19 protein-coding genes and 1 pseudogene are annotated in these 24,687 nt (G+C 71.6%); 7 read left to right on the forward strand and 13 right to left on the reverse strand.

Annotated features, from left to right (window positions below; translation table 11 throughout):
* Positions 1-6: 6 nt before the first annotated feature.
* On the reverse strand, positions 7-807 hold the full coding sequence (locus tag OHA98_RS23425; protein WP_266928703.1) for a crotonase/enoyl-CoA hydratase family protein: 801 nt from the start codon (positions 805-807) through the stop codon (positions 7-9).
* 168 nt (positions 808-975) lie between these two features.
* Between OHA98_RS23425 and OHA98_RS23430 the strand changes: the two genes are divergently transcribed.
* The 3 genes from OHA98_RS23430 (at position 976) to OHA98_RS23440 (ending at position 4,916) form a co-directional block, all read left to right on the forward strand.
* Complete coding sequence (locus tag OHA98_RS23430) at positions 976-2,604, forward strand: acyl-CoA synthetase (protein ID WP_266928704.1); 1,629 nt, start codon at positions 976-978, stop codon at positions 2,602-2,604.
* A gap of 126 nt (positions 2,605-2,730) precedes the next feature.
* Positions 2,731-3,801, forward strand: coding sequence for a nitrous oxide reductase family maturation protein NosD (locus OHA98_RS23435; protein ID WP_266928705.1), 1,071 nt, complete (start codon positions 2,731-2,733; stop codon positions 3,799-3,801).
* Between the two features lie 35 nt (positions 3,802-3,836).
* Positions 3,837-4,916, forward strand: a complete 1,080-nt coding sequence (locus tag OHA98_RS23440) for a methyltransferase (protein WP_266928706.1) — start codon at positions 3,837-3,839, stop codon at positions 4,914-4,916.
* 96 nt (positions 4,917-5,012) lie between these two features.
* Here OHA98_RS23440 and OHA98_RS23445 read toward each other — a convergent pair whose 3' ends face one another.
* From OHA98_RS23445 to OHA98_RS23475, 7 genes are all read right to left on the reverse strand, one after another.
* Positions 5,013-5,345: a TcmI family type II polyketide cyclase gene (locus OHA98_RS23445; RefSeq protein ID WP_266928707.1), complete on the reverse strand. Its 333-nt coding sequence runs from the start codon at positions 5,343-5,345 to the stop codon at positions 5,013-5,015.
* A gap of 22 nt (positions 5,346-5,367) precedes the next feature.
* Positions 5,368-5,847: an SRPBCC family protein gene (locus OHA98_RS23450; RefSeq protein WP_266928708.1), complete on the reverse strand. Its 480-nt coding sequence runs from the start codon at positions 5,845-5,847 to the stop codon at positions 5,368-5,370.
* A gap of 2 nt (positions 5,848-5,849) precedes the next feature.
* Positions 5,850-6,107: an acyl carrier protein gene (locus OHA98_RS23455; protein WP_266928709.1), complete on the reverse strand. Its 258-nt coding sequence runs from the start codon at positions 6,105-6,107 to the stop codon at positions 5,850-5,852.
* Between the two features lie 16 nt (positions 6,108-6,123).
* Positions 6,124-7,374: a ketosynthase chain-length factor gene (locus OHA98_RS23460; RefSeq protein ID WP_266928710.1), complete on the reverse strand. Its 1,251-nt coding sequence runs from the start codon at positions 7,372-7,374 to the stop codon at positions 6,124-6,126.
* A complete protein-coding gene (locus OHA98_RS23465; RefSeq protein WP_266928711.1) occupies positions 7,371-8,639 on the reverse strand; it encodes a beta-ketoacyl synthase in 1,269 nt (422 codons plus the stop codon). The genes OHA98_RS23460 and OHA98_RS23465 overlap by 4 nt, the downstream gene beginning before the upstream one ends.
* The gene (locus OHA98_RS23470) at positions 8,636-9,085 is read right to left on the reverse strand and encodes a cupin domain-containing protein (protein WP_266928712.1); all 450 of its coding nucleotides are present in this window, start codon (positions 9,083-9,085) and stop codon (positions 8,636-8,638) included. Before OHA98_RS23470 ends, OHA98_RS23465 begins: the two co-directional genes overlap by 4 nt.
* Before the next feature lie 110 nt (positions 9,086-9,195).
* Positions 9,196-10,314 (reverse strand): TcmI family type II polyketide cyclase, encoded by a 1,119-nt coding sequence (locus OHA98_RS23475; RefSeq protein WP_266928713.1) that lies wholly within the window; start codon positions 10,312-10,314, stop codon positions 9,196-9,198.
* 268 nt (positions 10,315-10,582) lie between these two features.
* On the opposite strand from OHA98_RS23475, the gene OHA98_RS23480 reads away from it, so the two are divergent.
* On the forward strand, positions 10,583-12,262 hold the full coding sequence (locus OHA98_RS23480; protein ID WP_266928714.1) for an FAD-dependent monooxygenase: 1,680 nt from the start codon (positions 10,583-10,585) through the stop codon (positions 12,260-12,262).
* Between the two features lie 147 nt (positions 12,263-12,409).
* The gene (gene paaK / locus OHA98_RS23485; protein ID WP_266928715.1) at positions 12,410-13,699 is read left to right on the forward strand and encodes a phenylacetate--CoA ligase PaaK; all 1,290 of its coding nucleotides are present in this window, start codon (positions 12,410-12,412) and stop codon (positions 13,697-13,699) included.
* A 93-nt stretch (positions 13,700-13,792) separates the two neighbouring features.
* Here paaK and OHA98_RS23490 read toward each other — a convergent pair.
* The 3 genes and pseudogenes from OHA98_RS23490 to OHA98_RS23500 all read right to left on the reverse strand — a co-directional run.
* Positions 13,793-14,269 (reverse strand): annotated as a pseudogene (locus tag OHA98_RS23490) (class F sortase); the annotation flags it as partial.
* A gap of 676 nt (positions 14,270-14,945) precedes the next feature.
* On the reverse strand, positions 14,946-15,452 hold the full coding sequence (locus tag OHA98_RS23495) for a sortase (protein WP_266928716.1): 507 nt from the start codon (positions 15,450-15,452) through the stop codon (positions 14,946-14,948).
* Between the two features lie 328 nt (positions 15,453-15,780).
* Positions 15,781-17,289, reverse strand: coding sequence for an acyl-CoA synthetase (locus tag OHA98_RS23500; RefSeq protein WP_266928717.1), 1,509 nt, complete (start codon positions 17,287-17,289; stop codon positions 15,781-15,783).
* Between the two features lie 150 nt (positions 17,290-17,439).
* Here OHA98_RS23500 and OHA98_RS23505 point away from each other — a divergent pair, with 150 nt between their 5' ends.
* On the forward strand, positions 17,440-19,851 hold the full coding sequence (locus tag OHA98_RS23505) for a penicillin acylase family protein (RefSeq protein WP_266928718.1): 2,412 nt from the start codon (positions 17,440-17,442) through the stop codon (positions 19,849-19,851).
* Positions 19,852-19,941: 90 nt separating this feature from the next.
* Here OHA98_RS23505 and OHA98_RS23510 read toward each other — a convergent pair whose 3' ends face one another.
* On the reverse strand, positions 19,942-21,492 hold the full coding sequence (locus OHA98_RS23510; protein WP_266928719.1) for an acyl-CoA synthetase: 1,551 nt from the start codon (positions 21,490-21,492) through the stop codon (positions 19,942-19,944).
* Positions 21,489-22,598 (reverse strand): nitronate monooxygenase family protein, encoded by a 1,110-nt coding sequence (locus OHA98_RS23515; RefSeq protein WP_266928720.1) that lies wholly within the window; start codon positions 22,596-22,598, stop codon positions 21,489-21,491. The genes OHA98_RS23510 and OHA98_RS23515 overlap by 4 nt, the downstream gene beginning before the upstream one ends.
* 223 nt (positions 22,599-22,821) lie before the next feature.
* Between OHA98_RS23515 and OHA98_RS23520 the strand changes: the two genes are divergently transcribed.
* The gene (locus OHA98_RS23520; protein WP_266928721.1) at positions 22,822-24,675 is read left to right on the forward strand and encodes a serine hydrolase; all 1,854 of its coding nucleotides are present in this window, start codon (positions 22,822-22,824) and stop codon (positions 24,673-24,675) included.
* Positions 24,676-24,687: the final 12 nt, after the last annotated feature.

Genomic DNA, 24,687 nt, shown 5'->3' on the forward strand with positions numbered 1-24,687 from the left:
CTTGGCTCAGGCGCGCCGGTAGACGGGCGGGCGCTTCTCGGCGAAGGCGCGGGCGCCCTCCTTGGCGTCCGCGGTGTCGAAGACCGGCCAGCCGCGGGCGAGTTCGGCCGCGAGGCCGTCGGTCTCGGTCAGCTCGGCGCTCTCGTAGACGGAGGCCTTGACCGCCTCCACGGCGAGCGGTCCGCAGGCGTTGATCCGTTCGGCGATCTCCAGCGCCTTCTCCAGCGCGGTGCCGTCGGGCACCACATGGCCGACGAGTCCGACACGGGCGGCCTCCTCGGCGCTGTACGGACGGCCGGTGAGGAGCATTTCGAGGGCGTGGGTCCGGGCGATCTGGCGCGGCAGCCGTACGGTCGAGCCGCCGATGGGGAAGAGTCCGCGCCGGACCTCGAACAGTCCGAAGGTGGCGCCCGCTCCGGCGACGCGGATGTCGGTGCCCTGAAGGATCTCGGTGCCGCCCGCGACGCAGTACCCCTCGACGGCGGCGATCACCGGCTTGCGGGGGCGGTGGTGGCGCAGCATCGCCTTCCAGTGCAGGTCGGGGTCGGCCTTCAGCCGGTCCCGGTACTCCTCGCCCGCCATTCCCCCGCCCGCCAGGGCCTTGAGGTCCATGCCGGCGCAGAAGGAACCCCCCGCGCCGGTGAGCACGACGGAGCGGACCGAGTCGTCCGCGTCCGCGGCGAGCCAGCCGTCGTACAGGCCGACCAGCATCGGCAGCGAGAGTGCGTTCTTCGCCTCCGGCCTGTTCAGGGTGAGCACCAGTGTGGCGCCCTCGCGCCGTGTCCCGAGATGTTCCGTACCGCCCATTGCCTGCCTCCGTCTCCAGATTCAGAACAGGTTGCAGTAGGCGGGTGTTCAGTTCAATAGTTTTCTGACACTCAGTCAGATTTCTTCGGCGGCCCCTCTTCCCACTTGCGCCGGTCGGCGCTCTAATGACCGCCGAGCCACTCAGCACCCCCGGGGTCAGGAGGAACGGTGGAGTACAACCTTGCCGACCTGTTCGAGTCGGTCGTCGATGTGGTCCCGGACCGCGAGGCGCTCGTCTACGTCGACCATCCGGGTACGGGGGCCGAGCGCCGGCTCACCTACGCGGAGCTGGACGCCGCCGCCAACCGGATCGCCCACCACCTGGCCGGCGCGGGCATCCGGCCCGGCGAGCACCTGGGACTGCACCTCTACAACGGCGTCGAGTACCTCCAGACGGTGCTGGCCTGCCTCAAGGCCCGCATCGTTCCGGTCAACGTCAACTACCGGTACGTGGAGGAGGAGCTGGTCTACCTCTACCGCGACGCGGATCTGGCGGCCCTGGTCTTCGACGCCGAGTTCGGCGAGCGGGTCGCGGCAGCGGCCCCGCAGGCCGCCAGGCTGCGGCATCTCCTCCGGGTGGGGACACCGGCCGCGCACTCCCCGGGTCCGGACGCCGTGGCGTTCACGGACGCCGAGGCCTCCGGGTCCCCCGCGCGCGGCTTCGCGCCGCGCTCCGGCGACGACCAGTTCATCATCTACACCGGCGGCACGACGGGCATGCCCAAGGGGGTGATGTGGCGCCAGGAGGACCTGTTCTTCTCCGGCCTCGGCGGCGGCGCACCGACCGGCGAGCCGGTGAAGTCCCCTCAGGAGCTGGCCGAGCGGGTGGCTGCGGGCGGCGACGGGATCACCTTCTTCCCCACTCCCCCGCTGATGCACGGCACGTCCACGCTCACCGCGTTCATCGGCTTCAACTTCGGCCAGCGGATCGTCGTCCACCGCAAGTTCGTGCCGGACGAGGTACTCCGTACGATCGAGAAGGAGAAGGTCACCAGCGTCTCGCTGGTCGGCGACGCGATGCTGCGGCCGCTGATCGACTCGCTCAGGGGGCCGCTCAGGGGTACGGACTGTTCGTCGATGTTCTCCGTCTCCAGCTCGGGGGCGATCATGTCCGACTCGGTGCGGGCGGAGTTCCAGGCACTGGTGCCGACGGTGATGCTGCTCAACAACTTCGGCTCGTCCGAATCCGGCTTCAACGGCACGGCGACGGCCGATTCGGGCCCGGACCGGGGATTCCGGCTCCAGGTCAACTCCCGTACGGCGGTGGTCGATCCGGCGACGTACGAGCCGGTGGCCCCCGGCGAGCCGGGGCGGATCGCCCAGCGCGGACACGTACCGCTCGGCTACTACAACGACCCGGGCAAGACGGCGGAGACCTTCTTCCGCAGGGGCGAGGAGCGGTGGGTCCTGCTCGGCGACATGGCGACGGTCGACGAGGACGGCATCGTCACCGTGCTCGGGCGCGGATCGCAGTGCATCAATACCGGGGGCGAGAAGGTCTACCCGGAGGAGGTCGAGCAGGCTCTCAAGGCCCATCCGGATGTGTACGACGTCCTGGTCGCCGGGGTGCCGGACGAGCGGTGGGGCAACCGGGTGGCGGCGGTGCTCCAGCTGCGCGAGGGGGCCGGCCCGCTGGACCTCGCGGCGGTGCAGGCGCACTGCCGCACCCGGCTGGCGGGCTACAAGATCCCCCGCACCGCCGTCTTCACCGACCGGATCCAGCGCTCGCCCAGCGGAAAGGCCGACTACCGGTGGGCCCGTTCGGTCGTCGCCGCGCGCCCCGGCGCACCGGACTGAGCGGGCCGGGCCGCGCGGGGGCGGGACGGGCGCCGGACCGGGCCGGAGTAAGCCATTCAGGGACGTGGTGTATCCATCCGCTCACCCTGTGTGGCAGGGGTGGGTGATCCCCCATAGCTTCGGCTCATGAGAACAAAACACCTCACATGCCTGGCGGGTATCGCCGCCATCGCCGCAACCGGACTGGCCACGGCCGTCCCCTCCGCCGCCGCCCCCACCGCGGGCCACGTCGTCCGTCCCGGCGAGTCCATCCAGAAGGCCGTGGACGCCGCGCAGCCGGGTGACACGGTCGTCGTCCTGCCCGGCACCTACCGGGAGAGCGTGCTGATCACCAAGCCGGACCTGACCCTGGCCGGGTCCGGGGACAGGACCGTGATCCTGCCGGGGACGGCCGCCGAGAAGACCGCCAACGCCTGCGCGAAGGGCGGCAACGGCATCTGCGTCCTGGGCACGAAGGCCAAGCCGGTGGACGGAGTCCGCATCCGCTCGCTGACCGTGTCGGGCTTCGCCAAGAGCGGCATCTGGGCCTCCTGGACCGACCGGCTCGGCGTCCACAAGGTGACGTCCGAGAAGAACGGCACCTGGGGCATCGCCCAGGAGAGGTCCACCCGGGGCGCGTTCCGGCACAACACCGCCCGCGACAACGGCGACGCCGGGGTCTTCGTCGCGAACACGGTCGACGAGGAGGACGGGGCCACCGACACCCTGGGCACGGACATCCGCGACAACCGGCTGACCGGCAACCGCATCGGTGTCACCGCCCGTCGGGTCAGGAATCTCGCGATCGACGACAACACCATGACCGGCAACTGCAGCGGCGTGTTCGTCGTGGGCGACGAGTCGAAGCCGAAGGCCGGCGCGATGACCGTCCAGGACAACCGCATCGTCGAGAACAACAAGTTCTGCCCCGAGACCCCCCGGCTGTCGGCCATCCAGGGAACCGGCATCGTCCTCACCGGCAGCGAGGACACCGTCGTCCGCGACAACGTCGTCGAGAACAACGTGGGCGCCACACCGCTGTCCGGCGGCATCGTGCTGTTCAAGAGCTTCGTGGGCGCCCCCAACACCGGCAACTCCATCAGCGACAACGTCGTACGGGGCAATCAGCCCGCCGACCTCGCCGACCGGGACACCGGAACGGGCAACACCTTCGCCCGCAATCAGTGCGGGACGTCCGAGCCCGCGGGGATGTGCTGAGGCGTGTCCCCCCGTACCAGGAGAATCGAGGCGGAATGACCACCGTGAGCCCCACCCCGGCGCCCACCCCCGCCACCCCCTCCCCGGGACAGACTCCCGTCCCCGGCCCGCCCCCGGCCATGCGGCTGCGGGAGCTCGTCTTCGGGGCCGCCTGTGCCGCGGCCGTCCGCGCCGCCGCCCGGCTGGGCGTCGCCGACGCGCTCGGTGAATCGCCCGCCACTGCGGCGGAGCTCGCGAAGGTGGTGAACACCGAGCCCGTACCGCTGCGGCGGCTGCTCCGGGCCCTGTGCTGCTACGGGATCTTCAGCGAGCGGGAGGACGGGACGTTCGTCCACACGGAGATGTCCCGGCTGCTGCGCGAGGACGACCCGAACAGCCTGCGGTACATCTCCCTGTGGTGCACCGAGCCCTGGACCTGGAAGGTCTGGCCGCAGCTCGACGACGCCGTGCGGTCGGGCACGAGCGTCTTCCCCGAGACGTTCGGCAAGGGGTTCTTCGACTACCTCCACCAGGACGCGGCCGAGTCGGCCCAGGTCTTCAACCGCGCCATGACCACCTCCAGCAGACAGTCCGCGCTGGATGTCGCCGAACTGCTCGACCTGACCGGGGTGTCCGTGGTCGCCGACATCGGCGGTGGTCAGGGTCATGTGCTCGCCAGTCTGCTGGACAAGCACCCGGAGGTCCGCGGGATCCTGCTGGACCTGCCGGGCGTGGTGGCGAGGGCCGATGCCCGGCTGCGCGACGGCGGCGACCTCGCCGGGCGGGCGGACATCGTCGCCGGGGACTGCCGGCAGAGCATCCCCGTCGAGGCGGATCTCTACATCATCAAGAACATCCTCGAATGGGATGACGAGAGCACCCGCCGGACCCTGCGCAATGTGGTCGCGGCGGCCCGGCCGGGCGCCCGGGTCGTGATCATCGAGAACCTGGTCGACGACACCCCGTCGATGAGGTTCACCACCGCCATGGACCTGCTGCTGCTGCTCAATGTCGGCGGCGCGAAGCACTCCAGGGACAGCCTGGTCGGCCGGCTGTCGGACGCCGGACTGGCCGTCGGCGAGATCCGTCCGGTCAACGCGTATCTGCACGCCTTCGAATGCGTCGTCCCCGGGTGAGACCTGCCCGGTGACCAGCCCTGTGGGACCAGCCCTCGGGCGCACAGGGAATCGCCCCGGATCCGGCACACACCGGATCCGGGGCGATCGCGTGTCTCAGCGGGCGCTGTCGCGCTGCCACCGGTAGAACTCCTGGGCCATCGCGTCCTTGGGACCACGCCAGGTCTGCGGGTCGTAGGGGCTGACGAAGGCGGTGAGCCGGTCGCTGAGGCTCTTGAACTCCGGGTGCTCCGTCACCTTGGCGATCTCCGGGCCCGGCGGCCGGTCGGACTCGATCAGGTGCATGTAGACGTCGCCGAACTGGAACAGCGTGCGCCGGCTGACCCCGACGAGGTGCGGCAGTTCGGTGGTGTCCGAGGCGGAGAACAGTTCCGCGATGTCCGGCGCCGAACCCGGCGCCATCCGGGCGACGATCAGTGCGTGGTGCATCGAAGGGTGCCTTTCCGCCGGGTCAGTTGGCCGTGACCGAGGCGGCGCGGCGCTCCCGGTCCCGCTGCTCGATCTTGTCCCGGATGAGTTCCATCTGGACGCGGGAGTTGCGGTTGATGTTCGCGGTCATCCACTCGTCGTCGACCGGGGCGTCGGGGCGCATCGCGAAGTCCTGCTTCCAGTGCATCCTCGTACCGCCGGGGACCTCCGCGTACTCCCAGCGGATGTTCATGTGCTGGAAGGGGCCCGGCTCGACGCGGCGGGCCGAGACGGTGCGCGAGGCCCGGTCGGTGGTCCGCTCCGAGACCCAGCTCCAGACCTTGCCGTTGTCGTCGGGGTGCATCGTCAGCCGGAACGTCGTCGTCTCGCCCTGCCGCTCGATCACCTCGACCTCCGCGTACTCGCTGAACAGCCGCGGCCATTCCTCCAGGTTGTTCGTCACGTCCCAGACGAGGTCCAGGGGGGCGGCGATGGTGATCTCGTTCTCGGTGTGTCCGGACACTTTCAGGCTCCTGTCACGAGGCTGCTGTTGACGAGGTCGAGGAACTCACGGGGCGACTTGCACTTGTCCGCGTCGGCCGGCAGCGGTACGCCGTACCGGTTCTCCAGGACGGCGACGATGCCGAGGAGTCCGAGCGAGTCGAGACCGAACTCGTCGAACGCGGAGGCCGGCCGGCTCTCCATCTCCAGCGGATCGACGCTGACTCCGGCGCCGTTCTTCATCAGCGTGGCGAGTTCCTCATAGGTGAGTTGAGCGGTCATGGGGGGTTTCTCCTTCTCACAGGGGGGTGCCGGGGAGGTACCGCAGCACCAGCGCCGCGTTCGATCCCATGAGCCCCCGGCTCAGCACGAGCGCCGTACGCAGTTCCGCGGGGCGCGCGCGGCCGGTGACCACATCGAGGTCGTGGCACACATCGAAGACGTTCGGGGTGGGCGGGATCAGGCCGTGCTCCATGGCGAGCACGGCGGCGGCCGTGTCCAGCACCGGCGCACCGCAGTAGGCGCGGCCGGTGCCGGTCTTGGGCGCCGTCACCGGTACCCGCCGTCCGTGCGCGCCCAGGGCGTCGGCGATGGCGAGCGCCTCGGCCCGGTCGGCCGCCGGGACACCGAGCGCGTCCGCGAAGACGACATCGATCTCCTCGGGCGCGCAGCGTGCCTCCGCGAGCGCGCCACCGATCGCCCGCGCCAGCCCGCCCCGGGACTCCTCCCACCGGGACGCCCCGGTGAACGTCGCGGCGTGGCCGGCCAGTTCGGCCCGGCCCGGGACCCCGCGGGCGAGTGCCGCCGCCTCGTCCTCGACCACGAGCATGGCGCCGCCCTCGGCGGGCACGAACCCGCAGGCGTCCGCGGTGAACGGGCGGTAGGCGCGCGCCGGGTCGTCGCAGGTGCTGAGGTCCTCGTACCCGAGCTGGCAGACGACCGAGTACGGGGCCAGCGGGGCCTCGGCCGCGCCGACGACCACGGCGTCGGTGCCGCGCCGCACGGACCGGGCGGCGTGCATGAGGGCGTCCAGTCCGCCGGCCTCGTCGCTGGCCACGACGGCGCACGGCCCCTTGAACCCGCCGCGGATCGAGATCTGCCCAGTGCTCGCGGCGTAGAACCAGGCGATCGACTGGTAGGGGCCGACGTAGCGGGATCCCTGGCCCCACAGCCGTTGCAGCTCCCGCTGTCCGAACTCGCCGCCGCCGGACCCGGCGGCCGTCACCACGCCCACGCCGTACGGAGCGTCCTCGTAGTCGGCCCGGCCGAGCCGGGCGTCGTCCAGGGCGAGGTCGGCCGCGGCCATCGCGTAGTGCGTGAAGCGGTCGGTCTGCACCAGGAACCGCTCCTCGATGAGGTCCACCGGGTCGAAGTCACGGACCTCGCCGGCCACCCGGAGCGGCAGGTGCGCGCAGCCCTCGCGCGACACCGCGTCCAGGACGCTCACTCCCTCCTGGGTCTGTTTCCAGAAGGCTCCGGCGCCCGTCCCGTTGGGGGCGACGACGCCGATGCCGGTGATGACCGGCCGCCGTTCCTGCGGGGTTTTCATGGGGTCCTCCCTCCGGGCCGGGTCAGGGCGACGGCGGACTGGAATCCGCCGAAGCCACTGCCGACCGAGAGAATGCTGCGCAGCTTCAGGGGGCGCGCGACACGGGGCACATAGTCGAGGTCGCACTCGGGGTCCGGCGTCTCGTAGTTCGCCGTCGGGGGCACCGTCTGATGGATCAGCGCCAGCACGCAGGCCGCGAGCTCTATCGCCCCGATGGCTCCGAGCGAGTGGCCGACCATGGACTTGATCGAGCTCATCGGCACCTTGTAGGCGTGCTGGCCCAGTGCCCGTTTCACCGCGGCCGTCTCGTGCCGGTCGTTCTGTTTGGTGCCCGAGCCGTGCGCGTTGACGTAGTCGATCCGTGTGGCGTCGATACGGGCGTGGCCGAGCGCGGTGTCGATGGCACGGGCCATCTCCAGGCCCTCGGGGGTCAGCCCGGTCATGTGGTAGGCGTTGCCGAAGGTGGCGTAACCCACGATCTCGCAGTGCACGGTGGCGCCGCGGGCGCGGGCGTGCTCCAGGTCCTCCAGGACGAGTACGGCTCCGCCCTCGCCCATGACGAAGCCGTCCCGGCCCGCGTCGAACGGCCGGGAGGCGTGCTCCGGGTCGTCGTTGTTGGCGGAGGTCGCCTTGATGGCGTCGAAGCAGGCCACTGTGATGGGGGTGATCGGCGAGTCGGACGCCCCCGCGAGGCAGACGTCGACGCGGCCCTCCTCGACGGCGTGGAAGGCGTAGCCGATCGCGTCGAGGCCGGAGGTGCAACCCGTCGAGACGGTCTGCACCGGGCCGTGCGCGCCGACCTGTTCGGCGACCGCGGAGGCCAGGGTGCTGGGCGAGAAGGCCCGTTCCAGGTGGCGTCCGGCCGGGCGGTGGTCCACGTCCCAGCGGGCGCCGCTCCCGCTGACGGCGACGTAGTCGTGTTCGAGACGGGTGGTGCCGCCGACCGCGGTGCCCATGGAGACCCCGATGCGCCAGGGGTCCTCCTTCTCCGGGTCGATCCCGGCGTCGCCGAGTGCTTCCGCCGCGGCCGCCAGCGCGAACTGGACGTACCGGTCGGAGCGGGCGATCAGCTCCTCGTCCAGGCCGTGCGCGGCCGGGTCGAAGTCGCACTCGGCGGCTATCCGGGAGCGGAAGCCGGCCGGGTCGAAGAGCGTGATGCCGCGCGTCGCGGTACGGCCCGCCGCCAGGAGGTCCCAGAAGGCCGGCGCACCGATGCCGCCGGGCGCGACCACTCCGACTCCGGTGACCGCCACACGCCGGTTCACGAAGCCGCCCCGGTTCGTTCTGGCGGCGCTCCCCGCTCCTGGGTCCCACCGCTTTCCGCGCCGGTCTCCTCGGTGTCCACGTGCCCGAGTTCCGGGCGCGGGGCGAGCGGGCCGAGGTGGAAGACCATGCGCGCCTCCACATCGCCCACGTTGCGGAAACGGTGGCGTACGTGCGGCGGGATCAGCAGGCCCTGGTCGGGCCGCATGGAGTACGGCTCGCCGTCGAGGTCCACCTCCAGGCGGCCCTGCACGACGTACACGAACTCCTCGGAGTACGGGTGGTAGTGCTCGCCGATGCGCTCCCCCGGCTGGACCAGGGCCAGGCCCATGAAGCCGCTGGTGGCGCCCACCGCCGTGGGTGTGAGCATGGCGCGCAGATCTCCTCCGCGCCTGCGGTTGGGCTGAGTCTCGCCGAGGTCGACGATGCGGGGCCGGAACGTGGTCATTCTGCTCTCCTCCAGGCGCGTTGTACGTGATGGCCGACGGCGTCGGGTGGTTGTCCGCACGCCGCGGGTGCGTGGTGCCGGGGGCACGGTGCGCGTGTGCCGTGCGCGGATCAGGACTCCGTGGCCCGCCGGTCGGTGATCAGGCGCATCTCGGACTGGGCGAGGAAGCGCGCGGCCTCCTGATCGGTCGTCGGCAGGCCGTTCGCGCCGCCGGCCAGGAGGCGCCCCAGCACGGCCGCCTTGCGGTGACCGTCGATCCCGAGCGCCTGCGCGGGCTGCGCGTCGAGCGGGCCTCCCACCTCCAGGAGCCGGACGACGACGTCGTCGCGCTGGAAGATGGTGCTGCTGTCGATGGGGCTCTCCGGGTTGTCGGCGGCCTCCTCGTCCTGTCCCGCCAGCAGCCGGGCGAGCGCCATGCCGCACCCTTCCTTCGCCTGGTAGAACAGCGCGTGCCGCTTGACGTCCTCGGGCTTCTGCCGGCCGGCCGTCACATGGTGGACGGTCGGCAGGGCCGCCCGGGTGAAGAACATCCGGGCGGAGTCGGGATCGCCGAGATCCCGGTCCTGCTCCAGATAGGGGTTGATCGCTTCCTCGACGGCCCTGACCTCGGGCTGGCGGGACACATGGCGCAGGGCGGCCAGCAGGTCGCCCTCGACCTCCACGGCCCGTACGACACGGTTGCCGTGCATGAAGAGGGAGGTGCGGCGCAGCCGGGTGTTCTCGTCGACGCGCGCCTTCGGGGAGTCGTAGTCGGCCAGGATCTTGGCGACCGCCTCCTCGCTGCCGGGCTTCACGGTGAAGGTGAGGGCGTGGCGCACCACTCCGTCGCCGAGGCGGGGCGCGGACTGGAGCCGGCCCTTGACCGGCTCCGGGGCGGCGACGAAGGTCTTGCCCGTCTCGCGCAGAATGCTGAAGCGCAGGGACCTGGTGTCGCGTACGCAGCCGTGCAGCGGCTGGACCGTCTCGACGTGCTCCTCGCTGTTCACCCAGGCGAGGAAGGGCGGTGCGCTCTCCCATTCGCTGGTGATGAGCCACTGCGAGGGGTTCTCGATGGACTGGCACAGCTGGTCGCTGATGTGTCCGGGGACGGATGCCACCTGGTTGCGCAGGTGCTCGTACGCCTCCAGGAACTGCTTCTGAGCTCCGTCGTGCAGGTCCAGCAGCAGCACGACGCGGAGCCTCGAACCGTCGAAGGCGGACTGCGATATCCGTTCCGAGAGGGTCGTCATCTTTCGCTCTCCTTCAAGACGGTGCGGCGGCCACGTCCGTGGCCCTTCGTCAACCGTCGGATTCCGGTGGGGTTCACAGCGGGGACCCGCCCGACCGCATGTGTGCCGTCCGCCCCCCCCATCACGCGGGCATCGTTCCCTCACTGATCGTGGAACGCTGGTACGGCTGGTGCGAGATTAATGAACCGTTCAGGTGAGCCGATGTCCGAACCGCTTCCGGCAAGGGCATGGACACTGCGTCCGCACGGCGTCCGAGCTGGAGCAGCAGATGAACGAGAACGTCGACCTCCGCGTACCTGTCCTCATCGTGGGCGGCTCCCTGGTGGGCCTGTCCGCCTCACTCTTCCTGGGCCGCCTCGGCGTCGAGCACCTGCTGGTCGAGAAACACGCGGCCACCTCGACCCATCCCCGGGGGCGCGGCAACAACGTGCGCACGATGGAGGTCTTCCGGGTCGCCGGTGCGGAGCCGCTGATCAGGGACGCCGCCTCGGTCCTCGCCGGCAACCACGGCATCCTCCAGGCGTTCTCGCTGACCGGCGACGATCAGGAATGGCTGTTCAAGGAGATCGACCCCGGTGGCGCGCTCGCGCGTTTCAGCCCGAGCGGCTGGTGCCTGTGCAGTCAGAACGACCTGGAACCGGTCCTGTTGGAGCACACCCGCGAGCAGGGCGGTGATGTGCGGTTCTCCCACGAGCTGATGTCCTTCTCCCAGGACGGCTCGGGGGTCACCGCGGTGGTGAAGAACCGCGAGAGCGGTGAACACAGCACGGTGCGCGCCGACTACGTCATCGCGGCCGACGGGCCGCGCAGCCCGATCCGGGAGCAGTTGCGTATCGGCCAGTCGGGTCCCGGTGACCTCTTCCACAACGTGAGCATCACCTTCCGGTCCCGGCAGCTCGCGGCGGTGGTCGGTGACCGGCGCTTCATCGTGTGCTACCTGACCAACCCGGAGGCGGACGGGGCGCTGCTGCCCGTGGACAACGAGGAGAGCTGGGTCTTCCACGCCCCCTGGCAGCCCGACCGGGGCGAGACGCTGGAGGACTTCACCGACGAGCGGTGCGCCGAACACATCCGCCGGGCGGTGGGCGCACCCGGTCTCGATGTGGAGATCACCGGAAAGGCCCCGTGGCACGCCGCCGAGCGGGTGGCCGAGCGGTACGGGTCCGGCCGGGTCTTCCTCGCCGGGGACTCCGCCCATGAGATGTCCCCCACCGGCGCGTTCGGCTCGAACACCGGTATCCAGGACGCGCACAACCTCGCCTGGAAGCTGGCCGCGGTGCTCGGCGGCGCGGCGGGCCCCGGTCTGCTCGACACCTACGAGGCGGAGCGTCTTCCCGTGGCGAGGGCGACCAGCGCACGTGCTTCGGCCCGCTCCGGCGAGCACAGCCACCCCGGCTACGTCCCCGCGCCGGAGGCGGGAGGTCCCGGAGGCCCGGGAGGTCCCGGAGGTCCCGGAGGTCCCGGAGGCGGGCGGAAGGGCGGGATGCTGCCGGTGGTGCTGGGCTACCGCTACGTCCACGGTGCCGTGCTGGGGGTGGACCCCGAGGTCGCGGTGGTTCCGGACGGCATGCGGCTGACCGGCGAACCGGGTTCCCGCGCACCACATCTATGGGTACACCGGTCCGGCGAACGTGTGTCCACGCTCGATCTGTACGAGCGGTCCTTCGTGCTGCTCAGCGATGCCGGGGACACGGAATGGCGCCGCGCGGCGGAACGGGTCGCCGACCGGCTGTCGGTCCGCCTGGACGCCTTCGGTATCGGCACGGCACCGGGCTCCGCCCTGGAGACCGAGGAGGGCACCGACTGGGCCGGGGCGCACGGCATCACCGCCGAAGGCGCCGTGCTCGTACGCCCCGACGGCTTCGTGGCATGGCGGTCGACGGGCTCCGTCGCCGACCCGGAGGCGACCCTGCACGAGGCCCTGTCCTCCGTGCTCCACCGGGACTGACCCACGCGGACGGCCGGGACGGCGACCGGCCGGACCGGCCGGCGATCGGCCGCGCACGCCTCTTGCCAGGGACTCTCCATCCTGAATTACTGCTCCCGGGAAGATCGACCGAATGATCGGTCGCCCGTTCGGGAGAGGAGCACGCGCATGACGGCTCTGCTGGACGCAGCGGAACGGCTCGGCCGCGACGAACTGGAGGCGCTGCAACTGGAACGGCTGCGCGCCACGCTTCGGCACGCGTACGAGAACGTGGGCTTCTACCGGACGGCCTTCGACAAGGCGGGGCTGCGTCCCGAGGACTGCCGTACGCTCTCCGACCTCGCCCGCTTCCCCTTCACCGCCAAGGCCGATCTGCGGGACAACTATCCCTTCGGGATGTTCGCCGTGCCGGAGGACCGGGTCCGGCGGATCCACGCCTCCAGCGGGACCACCGGCCGGCCGACCGTCGTCGGGTACACGCAGCGGGACCTGGACACCTGGGCGGATGTGGTCGCCCGGTCGATCCGGGCCGCCGGAGGCCGTCCGGGGCACAAGGTCCATGTGGCGTACGGATACGGTCTGTTCACCGGCGGACTGGGGGCGCACTACGGGGCGGAGCGGCTCGGCTGCACGGTCATCCCCGCGTCCGGCGGCATGACGGCCCGGCAGGTGCGGCTGATCCAGGACTTCCGGCCCGAGGTCATCATGATCACGCCGTCGTACATGCTGACGCTCCTCGACGAGTTCGAGCGCCAGGGCGTCGATCCGCGTACGACATCGCTGCGTACCGGGATCTTCGGCGCCGAGCCGTGGACCGAGGAGATGCGGCGCGAGATCGAGGAGCGGTTCGCGATCGACGCCGTCGACATATACGGGCTCTCCGAGGTGATGGGCCCGGGAGTCGCGCAGGAGTGCGTGGAGACGAAGGACGGACCGCACATCTGGGAGGACCACTTCTATCCGGAGGTCGTCGACCCGTTCACCGGTGAGGTGCTGCCGGACGGGGAGAAGGGCGAGCTGGTCTTCACCTCGCTAACCAAGGAGGCCATGCCGGTGATCCGTTACCGGACGCGCGACCTGACCCGGCTGCTGCCCGGCACGGCCCGGGTCTTCCGCCGGATGGAGAAGGTGACCGGGCGCAGCGACGACCTGGTGATCCTGCGCGGGGTGAACCTCTTCCCGACCCAGATCGAGGAGATCGTCCTGCGTACCGTCGGCGTGGCGCCCCACTTCCAGCTGCGGCTGACCCGGCAGGGGCGCCTCGACGCGCTGACGGTCCGGGCGGAGGCGCGGGCCGAGGCCACCGGCGAGGAGCGGACGGCCGCCGCGGAGTCCATCGCGGCGGCGGTGAAGGACGGCATCGGGGTGTCGGTCGGGGTCGAGATCGTGGACCCCGAGTCGCTGGAGCGTTCGGTCGGCAAGATCAGGCGGATCGTGGACCTGCGGGACGAGGACTGAACCACGGGCGTCCCGGCCGGTGTTCCGCCGGTCCGGCGGGTGTCCTCCCGCTGCCGGGGATGCCCCGTGGCGCCGACGGTGTCCGGGGCGCGGTCAGGACTTGACCGCGGTCAGCGTCGCGTAGACGACGACGTTGCTCCGGTAGCCGGTCTTCCGCGTGTAGTTCCCACCGCAGGTGATCACTCGCAGCTCGGGGCGTTCCGAGGGGCCGTAGACCTTCTTGTCCGGGAACGACTTCTTGTCGTAGATCTCGACGGCGTCGACGGTGAACACGGCGGTACGCCGGTCCGCCCGGACGATCTCGACGGTGGCGCCCTTGGTGAGCAGGCCGAGCTTCTGGAAGACACCGGGGCCGACACGGGTGTCCACGTGCCCGGCGGTGATCGCGGTCCCCGTCGAGCCGGGGGCCGTGCCCTCGCCGTACCACCCGGCGAGGAGCGGGTCGTTGTCGGGCGGGGGCCGCAGCGCCCCGGCCGCGTCCAGGCCCAGCCGCGTCATGGGGGCGTCGACACGGAGCGCGGGGATCCGCAGGCGCACCGGATCCGAGGGAGGCAGCGGCTGGACGGCGGGACGCGCGGCCGGGGAGGGAGCAGCCGTACGGGCGGGCGCGGTGCGGGCCGGAGCGGGCGCGGTGCGGGCGGGGGCGCTGCGTACGGGGGCGGTGCGTACGGGGGCGGTGCGTACGGGGGCGGTGCGTACGGGGGCGGTGCGTACGGGGGCGGTGCGTACGGGGGCGGTGCGTACGGGGGCGGTGCGTACGGGGGCGGTGCGTACGGGGGCGAAGTAGGCCTGGGCCATCGGCGGCCTCGCCGGCCGGACCGCGGGGGGCGCGAGCGGTGGAGCGACCCGCGCGGGGGCGGCTCCGGAGGCGGGCCGCACGGGGGCGGAAGCCACCGGCGCCGCGCTCCCGGAAGCTGCCGAGGGGGGTGCCGGCGAGACGGCCGGGGGAAGCGCCGGCACCCGTGCCGACGGAGTGGCCGACGGGGTGCTGAACGCCTGCGCGGCCGACGGCTGCGGCGGTTCGTTGTCGCGTGTCCCGCTGATCACGAGCACGGTCCCGGCCAGCAGGGCCCAGACGAGGTGCTTGGCCGAAGGGACGAACGAGTGCGGGGACTGGCTGGTCTTGCGCCCGGTTTCCATCGCGTCTGTGCCTCTGCCTCGCTGCGGGTGGGACGGGGGTACGGTCCGGGCCCCCGGATCGACGCGGCGTCCGGGGCCCGTACGGCGTAGGCGATGTGGTGTGCCGTCAGGTGCGGACGGCGCCGCCGTTCACGCGGCGGCGCAGCCTGAGCACCCCACCGGCGGCCGCTCCGGCGAGCAGCACACCGCCCACCGCGAGCTGGGTGCCCTGGTCCGTGGGAGATCCGAAGCCGGCGGCGACCGAGCCGCTGGGGGTCCGGCCGATGACCTTGTACGTTGCCGTCAGCTTGATCCGGGGCGGGCATTTGACGGTGACGGTGTCGCTGCCCGGTTCGGCATCGAGCGGAATCCGGAACTGACCGACGAGCACTCCCTCGCGGTCCCCGGCGAGGAGGTGGAAGTCCCCGCCCAGCTCGGAGACCCCCTTGCCATAGGTCTCCTTGCCGCAGGCCTCGGTGCTGACGGTGACGGTGGAGCCCGCGGAGGCGTGCCCCGGGCGGATGGTGATGGCCTGTTCGCCCGCCGGGCTGTCGGCGGCGACCGCCGTCGGCACCGACAGTCCCAGGGCACCGATGAGCAGGGCGACGCCTGCGCCGACGCGTGTGTTGCGCATGAGGATCCTCCAACGGGAGCAGGGTCCGGCCGGTCTGCGCGGCGCCTCTGCTGTGCTCCGTCTCCGAGGCAACCGACACCCCGTCACCTCCGCAACATGACGCATCGCCACCGGCCTCACCCGGTCAGCCTCAACGACGGCTCCTGCTTGATCGTTTTCGCAGGTCACCGACGCGGGGACGGCCGTGGAGGTGAACCCCCCGGGCGGACGGCGAACGGGCGTACCGGGGCGGACACCGGGCGGCGTTCCGCCGGGCAACTCCTCGGGGCCGGGACCCGACGAATCCTCAGGACCGGGGCCCCGGGCACGCCTCGGGCCGGAACCCGCTCTACGGCCGGCCGGCGAACCGGTCCCGCAGCTCCCGCTTGAGGATCTTCCCGCTGGCGTTGCGCGGGAGTCCGTCCACGAACAGGACTCTCTTGGGGGCCTTGAACCCGGCGAGCTTCTCGCGGGCGTGGTCGATCAGTTCGGCCTCCGTCGCAGCCCCGCGCAGCACGACGACGGCGGTGACGGCCTCGATCCAGCGCTCGTCGGGCAGCCCGATGACGGCGGTCTCGGCGACCGCCGGATGGGTGTAGAGGACGTCCTCGACCTGGCGGGAGGCGACGAGCACCCCGCCGGAGTTGATGACGTCCTTCACCCGGTCGACCACCGTGAAGAACCCTTCCGGGTCACGCACCGCCAGGTCGCCGGAGCGGAACCAGCCGTCGCGGAACGCCTCCGCGGTCTCCTCGGGCTTCTCCCAGTAGCCCCGGCACAGTTGGGGGGACCGGTAGACCACTTCGCCCGCCGTTCCGTCGGGAACCTCCTCGCCGTCCTCGTCGACGACACGTGCCTCGACGAAGAGGACGGGCCTGCCGCAGGAGTCCATCCGGCCCTCGTGCTCGTCGGGGCCGAGGACGAGGGCCAGCGGCCCGATCTCGCTCTGCCCGAAACAGTTGTGGAAGGCCAGGTCCGGCAGCCGTTCACGGAGGCGTTCCAGGACCGGTACGGGCATGATCGACGCCCCGTAGTACGCCTTGCGCAGCGCGCCGAGTTCACGGGTGGCGAAGTCCGGGTGGTTGGACAGCCCGATCCAGACGGTGGGCGGGGCGAAGAGGCTGTCCGCCTGCCCGGCCTCCACCAGGTCGAAGATCCGGGCGGCGTCCGGCGAGTCGAGGATGGTGTTCTCGGCGCCGACCGCGAGGTACGGCAGCAGGAACACATGCATCTGGGCGGAGTGGTACAGCGGCAGGGAGTGCACGGGCCGGTCCCCGGCCGCCAGACCGAGCGCGGTGATCGCGCTGACGTACTCGTGGACCAGCGCCCCGTGCGTCATCATCGCGCCCTTGGGCAGGGCGGTGGTGCCGGAGGTGTAGAGCAGCTGCACCAGGTCGTCGGCGCCCGGCTCGCGCTCGGGGGTGAAGGGCCGGGGGGACTCCAGCGCGTCGAGCAGACTGTCCGGCGCGTCGCGCAGCGCGCGCACCCCGGTTCCGGCCGGAAGCCGTCCCGCGAGGTCCGGATCGGTGAGGACGAGTGAGCTTCCGGACTGGCCGAGAAGGTACGTCAGATCCTCGCCGGTGAGGTTCTGATTGACCGGCACATGGACCAGCCCGGCGCGGGCGCAGGCCAGGAAGGCGATCACGTAGACATCGGAGTTGTGCGCGTAGGAGGCGACCCGGTCTCCGGGGCGCAGGCCGTGCTCGCCGGTCAGGACGGCGGCCGCGGTACTGACCGCGGTGTCCAGGGCCCCGTAGGTCCAGGTCCGCCCGCCGTACCGCAGGGCGGTGCGGCCGGGGGTGCGCCGTGCGCTGCGGGTCACGACACCGTCGACTGTGCTGCTGCGTACACCTGTCATGGCGTGATCCTGTGCGGCCACGAACGGGTGGTCAAGAGGCCGGATAGCGATCAACCGGTTGACAGATGCCCGAGGCTGCTGGCTGAGTGACGCCAGGCTGCCCGCAGCCTCGGGCAACCATCCTTCCCACCCGTACAGTTGGGAGCAGACTTGTCCCTCCGTAACCGTCTGAGAATGATCGCGGTCGCCGGTCTCGCGCTGGCCGGCGTGTCGGCCGGGCTGCCACCCGCCGCGGCCGGTGCCCCGCACGAACGGCATCCCTCCGGCGGCGGTCTCTCCGCCGTCATCCGGTACACCGAGTACGGCATCCCGCACATCGTGGCGAAGGACTACGCGAATCTGGGCTTCGGCAACGGCTGGGCGCAGGCGGCCGATCAGGTCTGCAACCTGGCCGACGGGTTCCTCACGGTGCGCGGTGAACGCTCCGCGTACCTCGGCGCGGACGGGGTGCCGGACGGTTCGCTGTCCTCGGCGTCCACGAACCTCTCCAGCGATCTGTACTTCCGCGGGGTCCGCGGGAGCCGCACCGTCGAGAAGCTGCTGGGCACTCCCGCGCCCGCGGGCCCGAGCCGCGACGCGAAGGAGTCGATGCGCGGCTTCGCGGCCGGGTACAACGCCTGGATCGAGCAGAACCGGATCACCGACCCGGCCTGCCGGGGTGCCTCCTGGGTACGGCCCGTCACCGCGCTGGATGTCGCGGTCCGGGCCTTCGCGCTCTCCGTGCTCGGCGGCCAGGGCCGGGGTATCGACGGCATCACGGCCGCGCGACCCCCGTCCGGCGCGGCGGCGCAGCCCGGTGTGACACCGGGCGAGGCGGCACAGGCGGCCGCGCGGCTGCTGTCCACACAGAACGCGGACATGGGTTCCAACGCCGTCGCCTTCAACGGGGCGACGACGGCGAACGGGCGCGGGCTGCTGCTCGGCAACCCGCACTACCCGTGGCAGGGCGGACGCAGGTTCTGGCAGTCGCAGCAGACCATTCCGGGCGAACTGAACGTCTCGGGCGGATCGCTCCTCGGCTCGTCCACGATGTCGATCGGGCACAACGCGCACATCGCGTGGAGCCATACGGTCGCCACGGGCGTCACGCTCAATCTGCACCAGCTGGCCCTGGACCCGGCCGACCCGACCGTGTACCTCGTGGACGGCGTCCCGGAGCGGATGGTGAAGCGCACGGTCTCGGTGCCGGTGAAGGACGCCGCCCCGGTGACCCGCACCCAGTGGTGGACCCGGTTCGGGCCGGTCGTCACCTCGCTCGGCACCGGGCTGCCGCTGCCGTGGACGGCGGACACCGCGTACGCGCTGAACGACCCGAACGCGTCGAATCTGCGCGCCTCGGACACGGCGCTCGGTTTCAGCAGGGCGCGCGGCACCGCCGGAATCCAGGACGCGCTGCGCCGTACGCAGGGCCTCCCCTGGGTGAACACGATCGCCGCCGACTCCGCCGGGCATTCCTTCTTCTCCCAGTCCCAGGTCCTGCCCCGGATCACGGACGACCTGGCCCGGCGCTGCTCGACCGCGCTCGGCAGGGCGACCTACCCCTCGTCCGGGCTCGCGGTGCTGGACGGCTCGAAGAGCGACTGCGCGTTGGGGTCGGACCCGGACGCGGTGCAGCCGGGGATCTTCGGTCCGGGCCGGATGCCCACGCTGAAGGACACCGAGTATGTCGAGAACTCCAACGACAGTGCCTGGCTGACGAACGCCGCACACCCGCTGACGGGCTACGAGCGGGTCTTCGGCACCATCGGGACGAACCGCTCGATGCGTACGCGCGGGGCGGTCGAGGATGTGTCGGCGATGGCGGAGCGGGGGCGGCTGCGCGTCGCGGACCTGCAGCGCCAGCAGTTCGCGAACCGCGCGCCCGCCGGTGATCTGACCGCCGCCGACATGGCGGCGGCGTGCTCGGCGCTGCCGGGCGGCATCGCGGTGGGCACCGACGGCTCACCGGTCGATGTGTCCGCGGCCTGCCCGGTGCTGCGCCGCTGGGACCGGAGCGTGGACACCGCCAGCCGGGGCGCGCTGCTCTTCGACCGCTTCTGGCGCCGGGCGGCGAAGGTGCCCGCCGACCGGCTGTGGCAGGTGCCCTACAGCCCCGCCGATCCGGTACGGACCCCGAACACCCTCAACACCTCGGCCCCCGGGGTCACGGCGGCGCTCGCCGACGCCGTGGCGGAGCTGCGGGCTGCGGGAATCGCTCCGGACGCCCCGCTGGGCGACCACCAGTTCGTCGCGCGGAACGGGCAGCGCCTTCCGATCAGCGGCGGTACGGAGTCGCTGGGCATCTGGAACAAGACGGAGCCCCGGTGGAACGGGGCGGCCGGCGGCTACACCGAGGTGTCGGACGGCTCCAGCTACATCCAGGCGGTCGGCTGGGACGGCGGAAAATGCCCGGTCGCCCGGACGCTGCTGACGTACTCCCAGTCGTCGAACCCCGCGTCGGCGCACTTCAGTGATCAGACCCGGCTGTACTCCCAGGAGCGCTGGGTGACCTCCCGGTTCTGCGAGAAGGACATCGCGCGCTCTCCGGAACTGCGGGTGGAGCGGGTGCGCGAGCACCGCTGACCGGCGCCAGTGACCGGCACCGCTGCCGGCACCCCGGCCGGTTCCCGGGGGGGGGCGGCCCCGTCCCTCCCCCGGGAACCGGTCGCCGGATCACAGGGCGCCGGGGCGGTCCTCCCAGTACGGGTCGCGCAGGCGCCGTTTGTACAGCTTGCCGTTGGGGTCGCGGGGCATCGCGGCGATGAAGTCGACGCTTCTGGGCCGCTTGAACCCCGCGAGCCGCTGTTCGCAGTGGGCGAGGATCCCGGCGGCCAGCGCCTCACCCGGCTCGTGGCCCTCCGCCGCTTCGACGACGGCCTTGACCTCCTCGCCCCAGTCCCCGTGCGGGATGCCGAAGACGGCGGCGTCGGCGACCGCGGGGTGGGCGAGGAGGGCCGCCTCGATCTCGGCGGGGTAGATATTGACGCCACCCGAGATGATCATGTCGATCTTGCGGTCGCGGAGGAAGAGATAGCCCTCCTCGTCCAGGATGCCCAGGTCACCGACGGTGAAGAAGTCGCCGATGCGGTTCTTCCGCGTCTTGGTCTCGTCCTTGTGGTAGCTGAAGCCGCCGGTGCTCATCTTCATGTAGACGGTGCCCAGTTCACCGGGTGCCAGCCGGTTCCCGTCGTCGTCGTGGACGGCCAGTTCGCTGATGGGCCAGGCCCTGCCGACGGTTCCCGGCTTCTTCAGCCAGTCCTCGGCGGTGGCGAACGCCCCGCCGCCCTCACTGGCCGCGTAGTACTCCTCGACGCACCGCCCCCACCAGTCGATCATCGCCCGCTTGACGTGGTCGGGGCAGGGAGCGGCGCCGTGGATGGCGTGCCGCATCGACGAGACGTCGTAGCGGCGCTTCACCTCGTCGGGCAGGGCGAGGAGCCGGTGGAACTGCGTCGGGACCATGTGGGTGTGCGTGCAGCGGTACGCGTCGATGACCCTGAGCATGTCCTGCGGTGCCCATCGGTCCATCAGGACCAGCGGGTGGCCGATGTGCAGGGACGCTCCCGCGAACTGGAGCACGGCCGTGTGGTAGAGCGGCGAGCAGACCAGGTGGACGTTGTCGTCGAACGGCCTGATGCCGAAGATGCCGAGGAAGCCGCCGAGGTGGCTCTCCTCGGGGAGTTTTCCGGAGAGCGGCCGCCGGATGCCGCGGGGGCGGCCGGTGGTGCCCGAGGTGTAGTTCATCACCCAGCCCAGCGTCCGGTCCCCGGGCGGGGTGTCCGGCCTGCCGTCGAGCAGTTCCGCGTACGGGCGGCAGCCGTCGACGGTGCCCACGGCGTAGCGGTGGGTGGCGGGCAGTCCCGCCTCGTCGGCCGCGGCGGTCGCGGCCGGTGCGAACCGTTCGTGGGCGATCAGCACCTTGGCGCCGGAGTCCGCGACGATCCAGGCGATCTCGGGGCCGATGAGGTGGTGGTTGACGGGGACGAGGTAGAAACCGGCCTGGGCGGCGGCGAGGTAGGCGGTGAAGAACTCGACGCCGTTGGGCAGGACGACGGCGAACGCGTCGCCCCGTCCGAGGCCGGCGGCGCGCAGTCCGTGGACCATGCGGTTGGCGGCGGCGTGCAGCCGGCCCGCGCTCCACTCCTCGCCGTCGGGCGCGACGAGGACGGTGCGGCCGGGGTCGGCGGTGGCCTGGGCCCAGAAGCCGTTGGGCGGCTGGTTCATGAGGCGCTCCGTCCGGCGATGCGGTTGACGCGGTCCACGGCGCGTTCGAAACCGCGGGTCAGGTCATCGAAGACCGCCTGGACGCTGCGTTCGGTGTTCATGCGCCCGACGATCTGGCCGACCGGTGTGCCGAGCAGGGCGCCGACCTCGTACTTCTGGATCCGGGAGACCGCTTCGGCGACCAGGAGTCCCTGGAGCGGCATGGGCAGGGTGCCGGGTCCGGCGGCGTCGTCCCAGGCGTCGGTCCATTCGGTACGCAGCTGACGTGCGGGTTTCCCGGTGAGGGCGCGGGAGCGGACGGTGTCGCCGGATCCGGCGTCGAGGAGTTTGCGGGTCAGCGCCGGGGAGTGGAGGTCGGCCTCCTCCGTGGTGAGCCAGAGGGAGCCGAGCCAGACGCCCTGGGCGCCCAGGGCGAGTCCGGCGGCGATCTGTTCACCGCTGCCGATGCCTCCGGCGGCGAGGACGGGCAGCGGGCCGACGGCGTCCACCGCTTCGGGGACCAGCACCATGGAGGCGATCTCGCCCGTATGGCCGCCCGCCTCGTATCCCTGGGCGACGACGATGTCGATGCCCGCTTCGGCGTGCCGCCGTGCGTGCTTGGCGCTGCCCGCGAGCGCGGCGACGAGTACGCCGTTCTCGTGGGCGCGTTCGACGACATCGGGGGGCGGGGAGCCGAGGGCGTTGGCGAGGAGCCTGATGGGGTAGCCGAAGGCGACATCGAGCTGGTTGCGGGCGACTTCCTCCATCCAGCCGGTGATGCGCCAGCCGGATGCCTCGCCCTCGGCGAGCTCGGGTACGCCGTGCTTGGCGAGGGTGTCCCGGACGAACCTGCGGTGCCCTTCCGGGATCATCGCCTCGACGTCCGTCTCGGTGACCCCCTCCACCTTCCTGGCCGGCATGACGACGTCCAGGCCGTACGGCTTGCCGTCGGTATGCGCCTGCATCCAGTCGAGGTCGCGGGCCAGGTCGTCCGGCGCGGTGTAACGGACCGCCCCGAGCACACCGAAACCGCCGGCCCTGGTGATGGCAGCGGCGACCGCGGGGAACGGCGTGAAGCCGAAGATGGCGTGCTCGATCCCCAGTTTCTTGCTCAGCTCCGTCTCCATGGGCCGCAGGATGCCGCAGCCGGACAACCGAGGGAAGAGATTTTCTGATGCAGTGTCAGATTCTTTGTGGCGCCGGGGGCGTACGGGGCGGCGGAGGTGACAGTAATCTCGGCGGCGGCAAGAAGTTTCACTCTTCGGAGAGATCGCGAAAGTTACTTTCGCGCGGGCGCTGACACGCGGGTGCCGCCCCGTGGGCGCCCCCAGATGCGGGAAGGGGTTGCGGATGACCGGGGACGCGACGGGGAGAGGATTCAGCCGCCGGAGGCTGGGCGGCGGGATACTTGCCCTGGGCGGAGCGCTCGTCCTGGCACCGATCCCCCTTGCGGGGACGGCCGCCGGGGCGGAGCCGGGCACAGGAACGGGCGTGGGTACGGGCATGGACCAGGGCGAGGGCAGCGGACCGGCGCGGGGGCGCCCCACGCTGCGGCGCGGTTCCGCCGCCCGCGCGGGACTCCTCCAGGAGCCGCTGGACCAACTCGTCACGGATGCGGAGAAATACCTCGCCGACTCCCCCGCGCACCCCTGGTACGCGGGCGCGGTCCTGCTCGCCGGGCGCGGCGGCACGGTGGCGCTGCACCGGCCGATCGGCAAGGCGGTGCGCTACGCCGCGTACGACGAGAAGACCGACACGGGGGTGGAGTTCCCCCCCGAGCAGCAGATCGCGATGGCCGAGGACACCGTCTTCGACCTCGCCTCGGTCTCCAAGCTCTTCACCTCGATCCTGGCCGTGCAGCAGATCGAACGGGGCGCGCTGGAGCTGGAGGCCACGGTCGCCTCGTACCTCCCGGACTTCGCGGGCGGCGGGAAGAAGGACATCACGGTCCGTCAGCTGCTGACGCACACCTCCGGCTTCCGGGCCTGGATCCCGCTCTACAAGGAGCCGACCCGGGAGGGAAAGCTGCGACTGCTGTGGAACGAGGTACCGGCGAGCCCGCCCGGCAGCGCCTATCTCTACTCCGACCTCAATCTGATCTCGCTCCAGTTGATCCTGGAGCGGATCACCGGCCGCGCCCTGGACGAACTGCTCCGCGAGGAGATCACCGCTCCGCTGGGGATGCACCGCACCCGCTACAACCCGCCCGCCTCCTGGAAGCCGAGGATCGCCGCCACGGAGGACGCCCGGCTGCCCTGGTCGGGGCTGGAGCGCGGGCTCGTCTGGGGCGAGGTGCACGACGAGAACGCCTACGGCCTGGGCGGGGTCGCGGGCCACGCCGGGGTGTTCTCCTGCGCCTGGGACCTGGCGGTTCTCGCCCGTACGCTGCTCAACGGCGGGGCCTACGGCCGCTCCCGGATCCTGTCCGAGGACTCGGTCGAGCTGCTGTTCACCGACTTCAACACCGCGTTCCCGGGTGATGAGCACGGCCTCGGCTTCGAGCTCTACCAGCACTGGTACATGGGCGCGATGGCCACGCCCCGTACGGCGGGCCACACCGGTTTCACCGGCACCAGCCTGGTGCTGGACCCGTCGACCGACTCGTTCCTGATCGTGCTGGGCAATTCCGTGCATCCCGTACGGAACTGGCGCTCGGGCAGCGCCCCGCGTGTCGCCGCGGCGAACCGGATGGCACGGGCCGTCGCGGTGCGGCCCGCCCGGGGGCGCACCGCCTGGTTCTCCGGCATGGCCGGTGCCACCACCGCCACGCTGACCCTGCCCGCGCTGCGCCCGGTGTCCGCGCGGGCCGGGCTGAGCTGTGCGCTGTGGTGGGACACCGAGCCCGGCTCCGACGTCCTCGCCCTTGAGGCGTCGGCCGACGCGGGCGTGAGCTGGCAGCCGGTGCCGTTCACCACGGCGGCGTCGGGCTCAGCCGGAACGCCGGAGCCCGAACCCCACCCGACGGGCGCGGTGTCCGGCTGGTCGGGGCGCCGCTGGCACCGCCTGGAGGCGGATCTGGTCGCGTGGCGCGGCAAGGAGGTGCGGCTGCGCTGGCGTTACACCACGGACCAGTTGTACGTGGGCCGCGGCGCGTACGTGGACGCCATCCGGGTCCGGGACGGCGGCCGCACGGTCTTCGACGAGTCGCGACCGCAGGATGCCGTACGGATCGAGGCAGCCGGCTGGACGGCCTCGGCCGACTGAGCCGGACGTCCG

It is taken from the genome of Streptomyces sp. NBC_00654 (genome assembly GCF_026341775.1).
GTDB lineage: Bacteria > Actinomycetota > Actinomycetes > Streptomycetales > Streptomycetaceae > Streptomyces.

Bases quoted from the DNA above. Each gene is read 5' to 3' on its own strand.
- OHA98_RS23425 (WP_266928703.1), bottom strand. From the start codon at position 807: ATGGGCGGTACGGAACATCTCGGGACACGGCGCGAGGGCGCCACACTG.
- OHA98_RS23435 (WP_266928705.1), top strand. From the start codon at position 2,731: ATGAGAACAAAACACCTCACATGCCTGGCGGGTATCGCCGCCATCGCC.
- OHA98_RS23440 (WP_266928706.1), top strand. From the start codon at position 3,837: ATGACCACCGTGAGCCCCACCCCGGCGCCCACCCCCGCCACCCCCTCC.
- OHA98_RS23445 (WP_266928707.1), bottom strand. From the start codon at position 5,345: ATGCACCACGCACTGATCGTCGCCCGGATGGCGCCGGGTTCGGCGCCG.
- OHA98_RS23455 (WP_266928709.1), bottom strand. From the start codon at position 6,107: ATGACCGCTCAACTCACCTATGAGGAACTCGCCACGCTGATGAAGAAC.
- OHA98_RS23460 (WP_266928710.1), bottom strand. From the start codon at position 7,374: ATGAAAACCCCGCAGGAACGGCGGCCGGTCATCACCGGCATCGGCGTC.
- OHA98_RS23470 (WP_266928712.1), bottom strand. From the start codon at position 9,085: ATGACCACGTTCCGGCCCCGCATCGTCGACCTCGGCGAGACTCAGCCC.
- OHA98_RS23475 (WP_266928713.1), bottom strand. From the start codon at position 10,314: ATGACGACCCTCTCGGAACGGATATCGCAGTCCGCCTTCGACGGTTCG.
- OHA98_RS23480 (WP_266928714.1), top strand. From the start codon at position 10,583: ATGAACGAGAACGTCGACCTCCGCGTACCTGTCCTCATCGTGGGCGGC.
- paaK (WP_266928715.1), top strand. From the start codon at position 12,410: ATGACGGCTCTGCTGGACGCAGCGGAACGGCTCGGCCGCGACGAACTG.
- OHA98_RS23495 (WP_266928716.1), bottom strand. From the start codon at position 15,452: ATGCGCAACACACGCGTCGGCGCAGGCGTCGCCCTGCTCATCGGTGCC.
- OHA98_RS23500 (WP_266928717.1), bottom strand. From the start codon at position 17,289: ATGACAGGTGTACGCAGCAGCACAGTCGACGGTGTCGTGACCCGCAGC.
- OHA98_RS23510 (WP_266928719.1), bottom strand. From the start codon at position 21,492: ATGAACCAGCCGCCCAACGGCTTCTGGGCCCAGGCCACCGCCGACCCC.
- OHA98_RS23515 (WP_266928720.1), bottom strand. From the start codon at position 22,598: ATGGAGACGGAGCTGAGCAAGAAACTGGGGATCGAGCACGCCATCTTC.
- OHA98_RS23520 (WP_266928721.1), top strand. From the start codon at position 22,822: ATGACCGGGGACGCGACGGGGAGAGGATTCAGCCGCCGGAGGCTGGGC.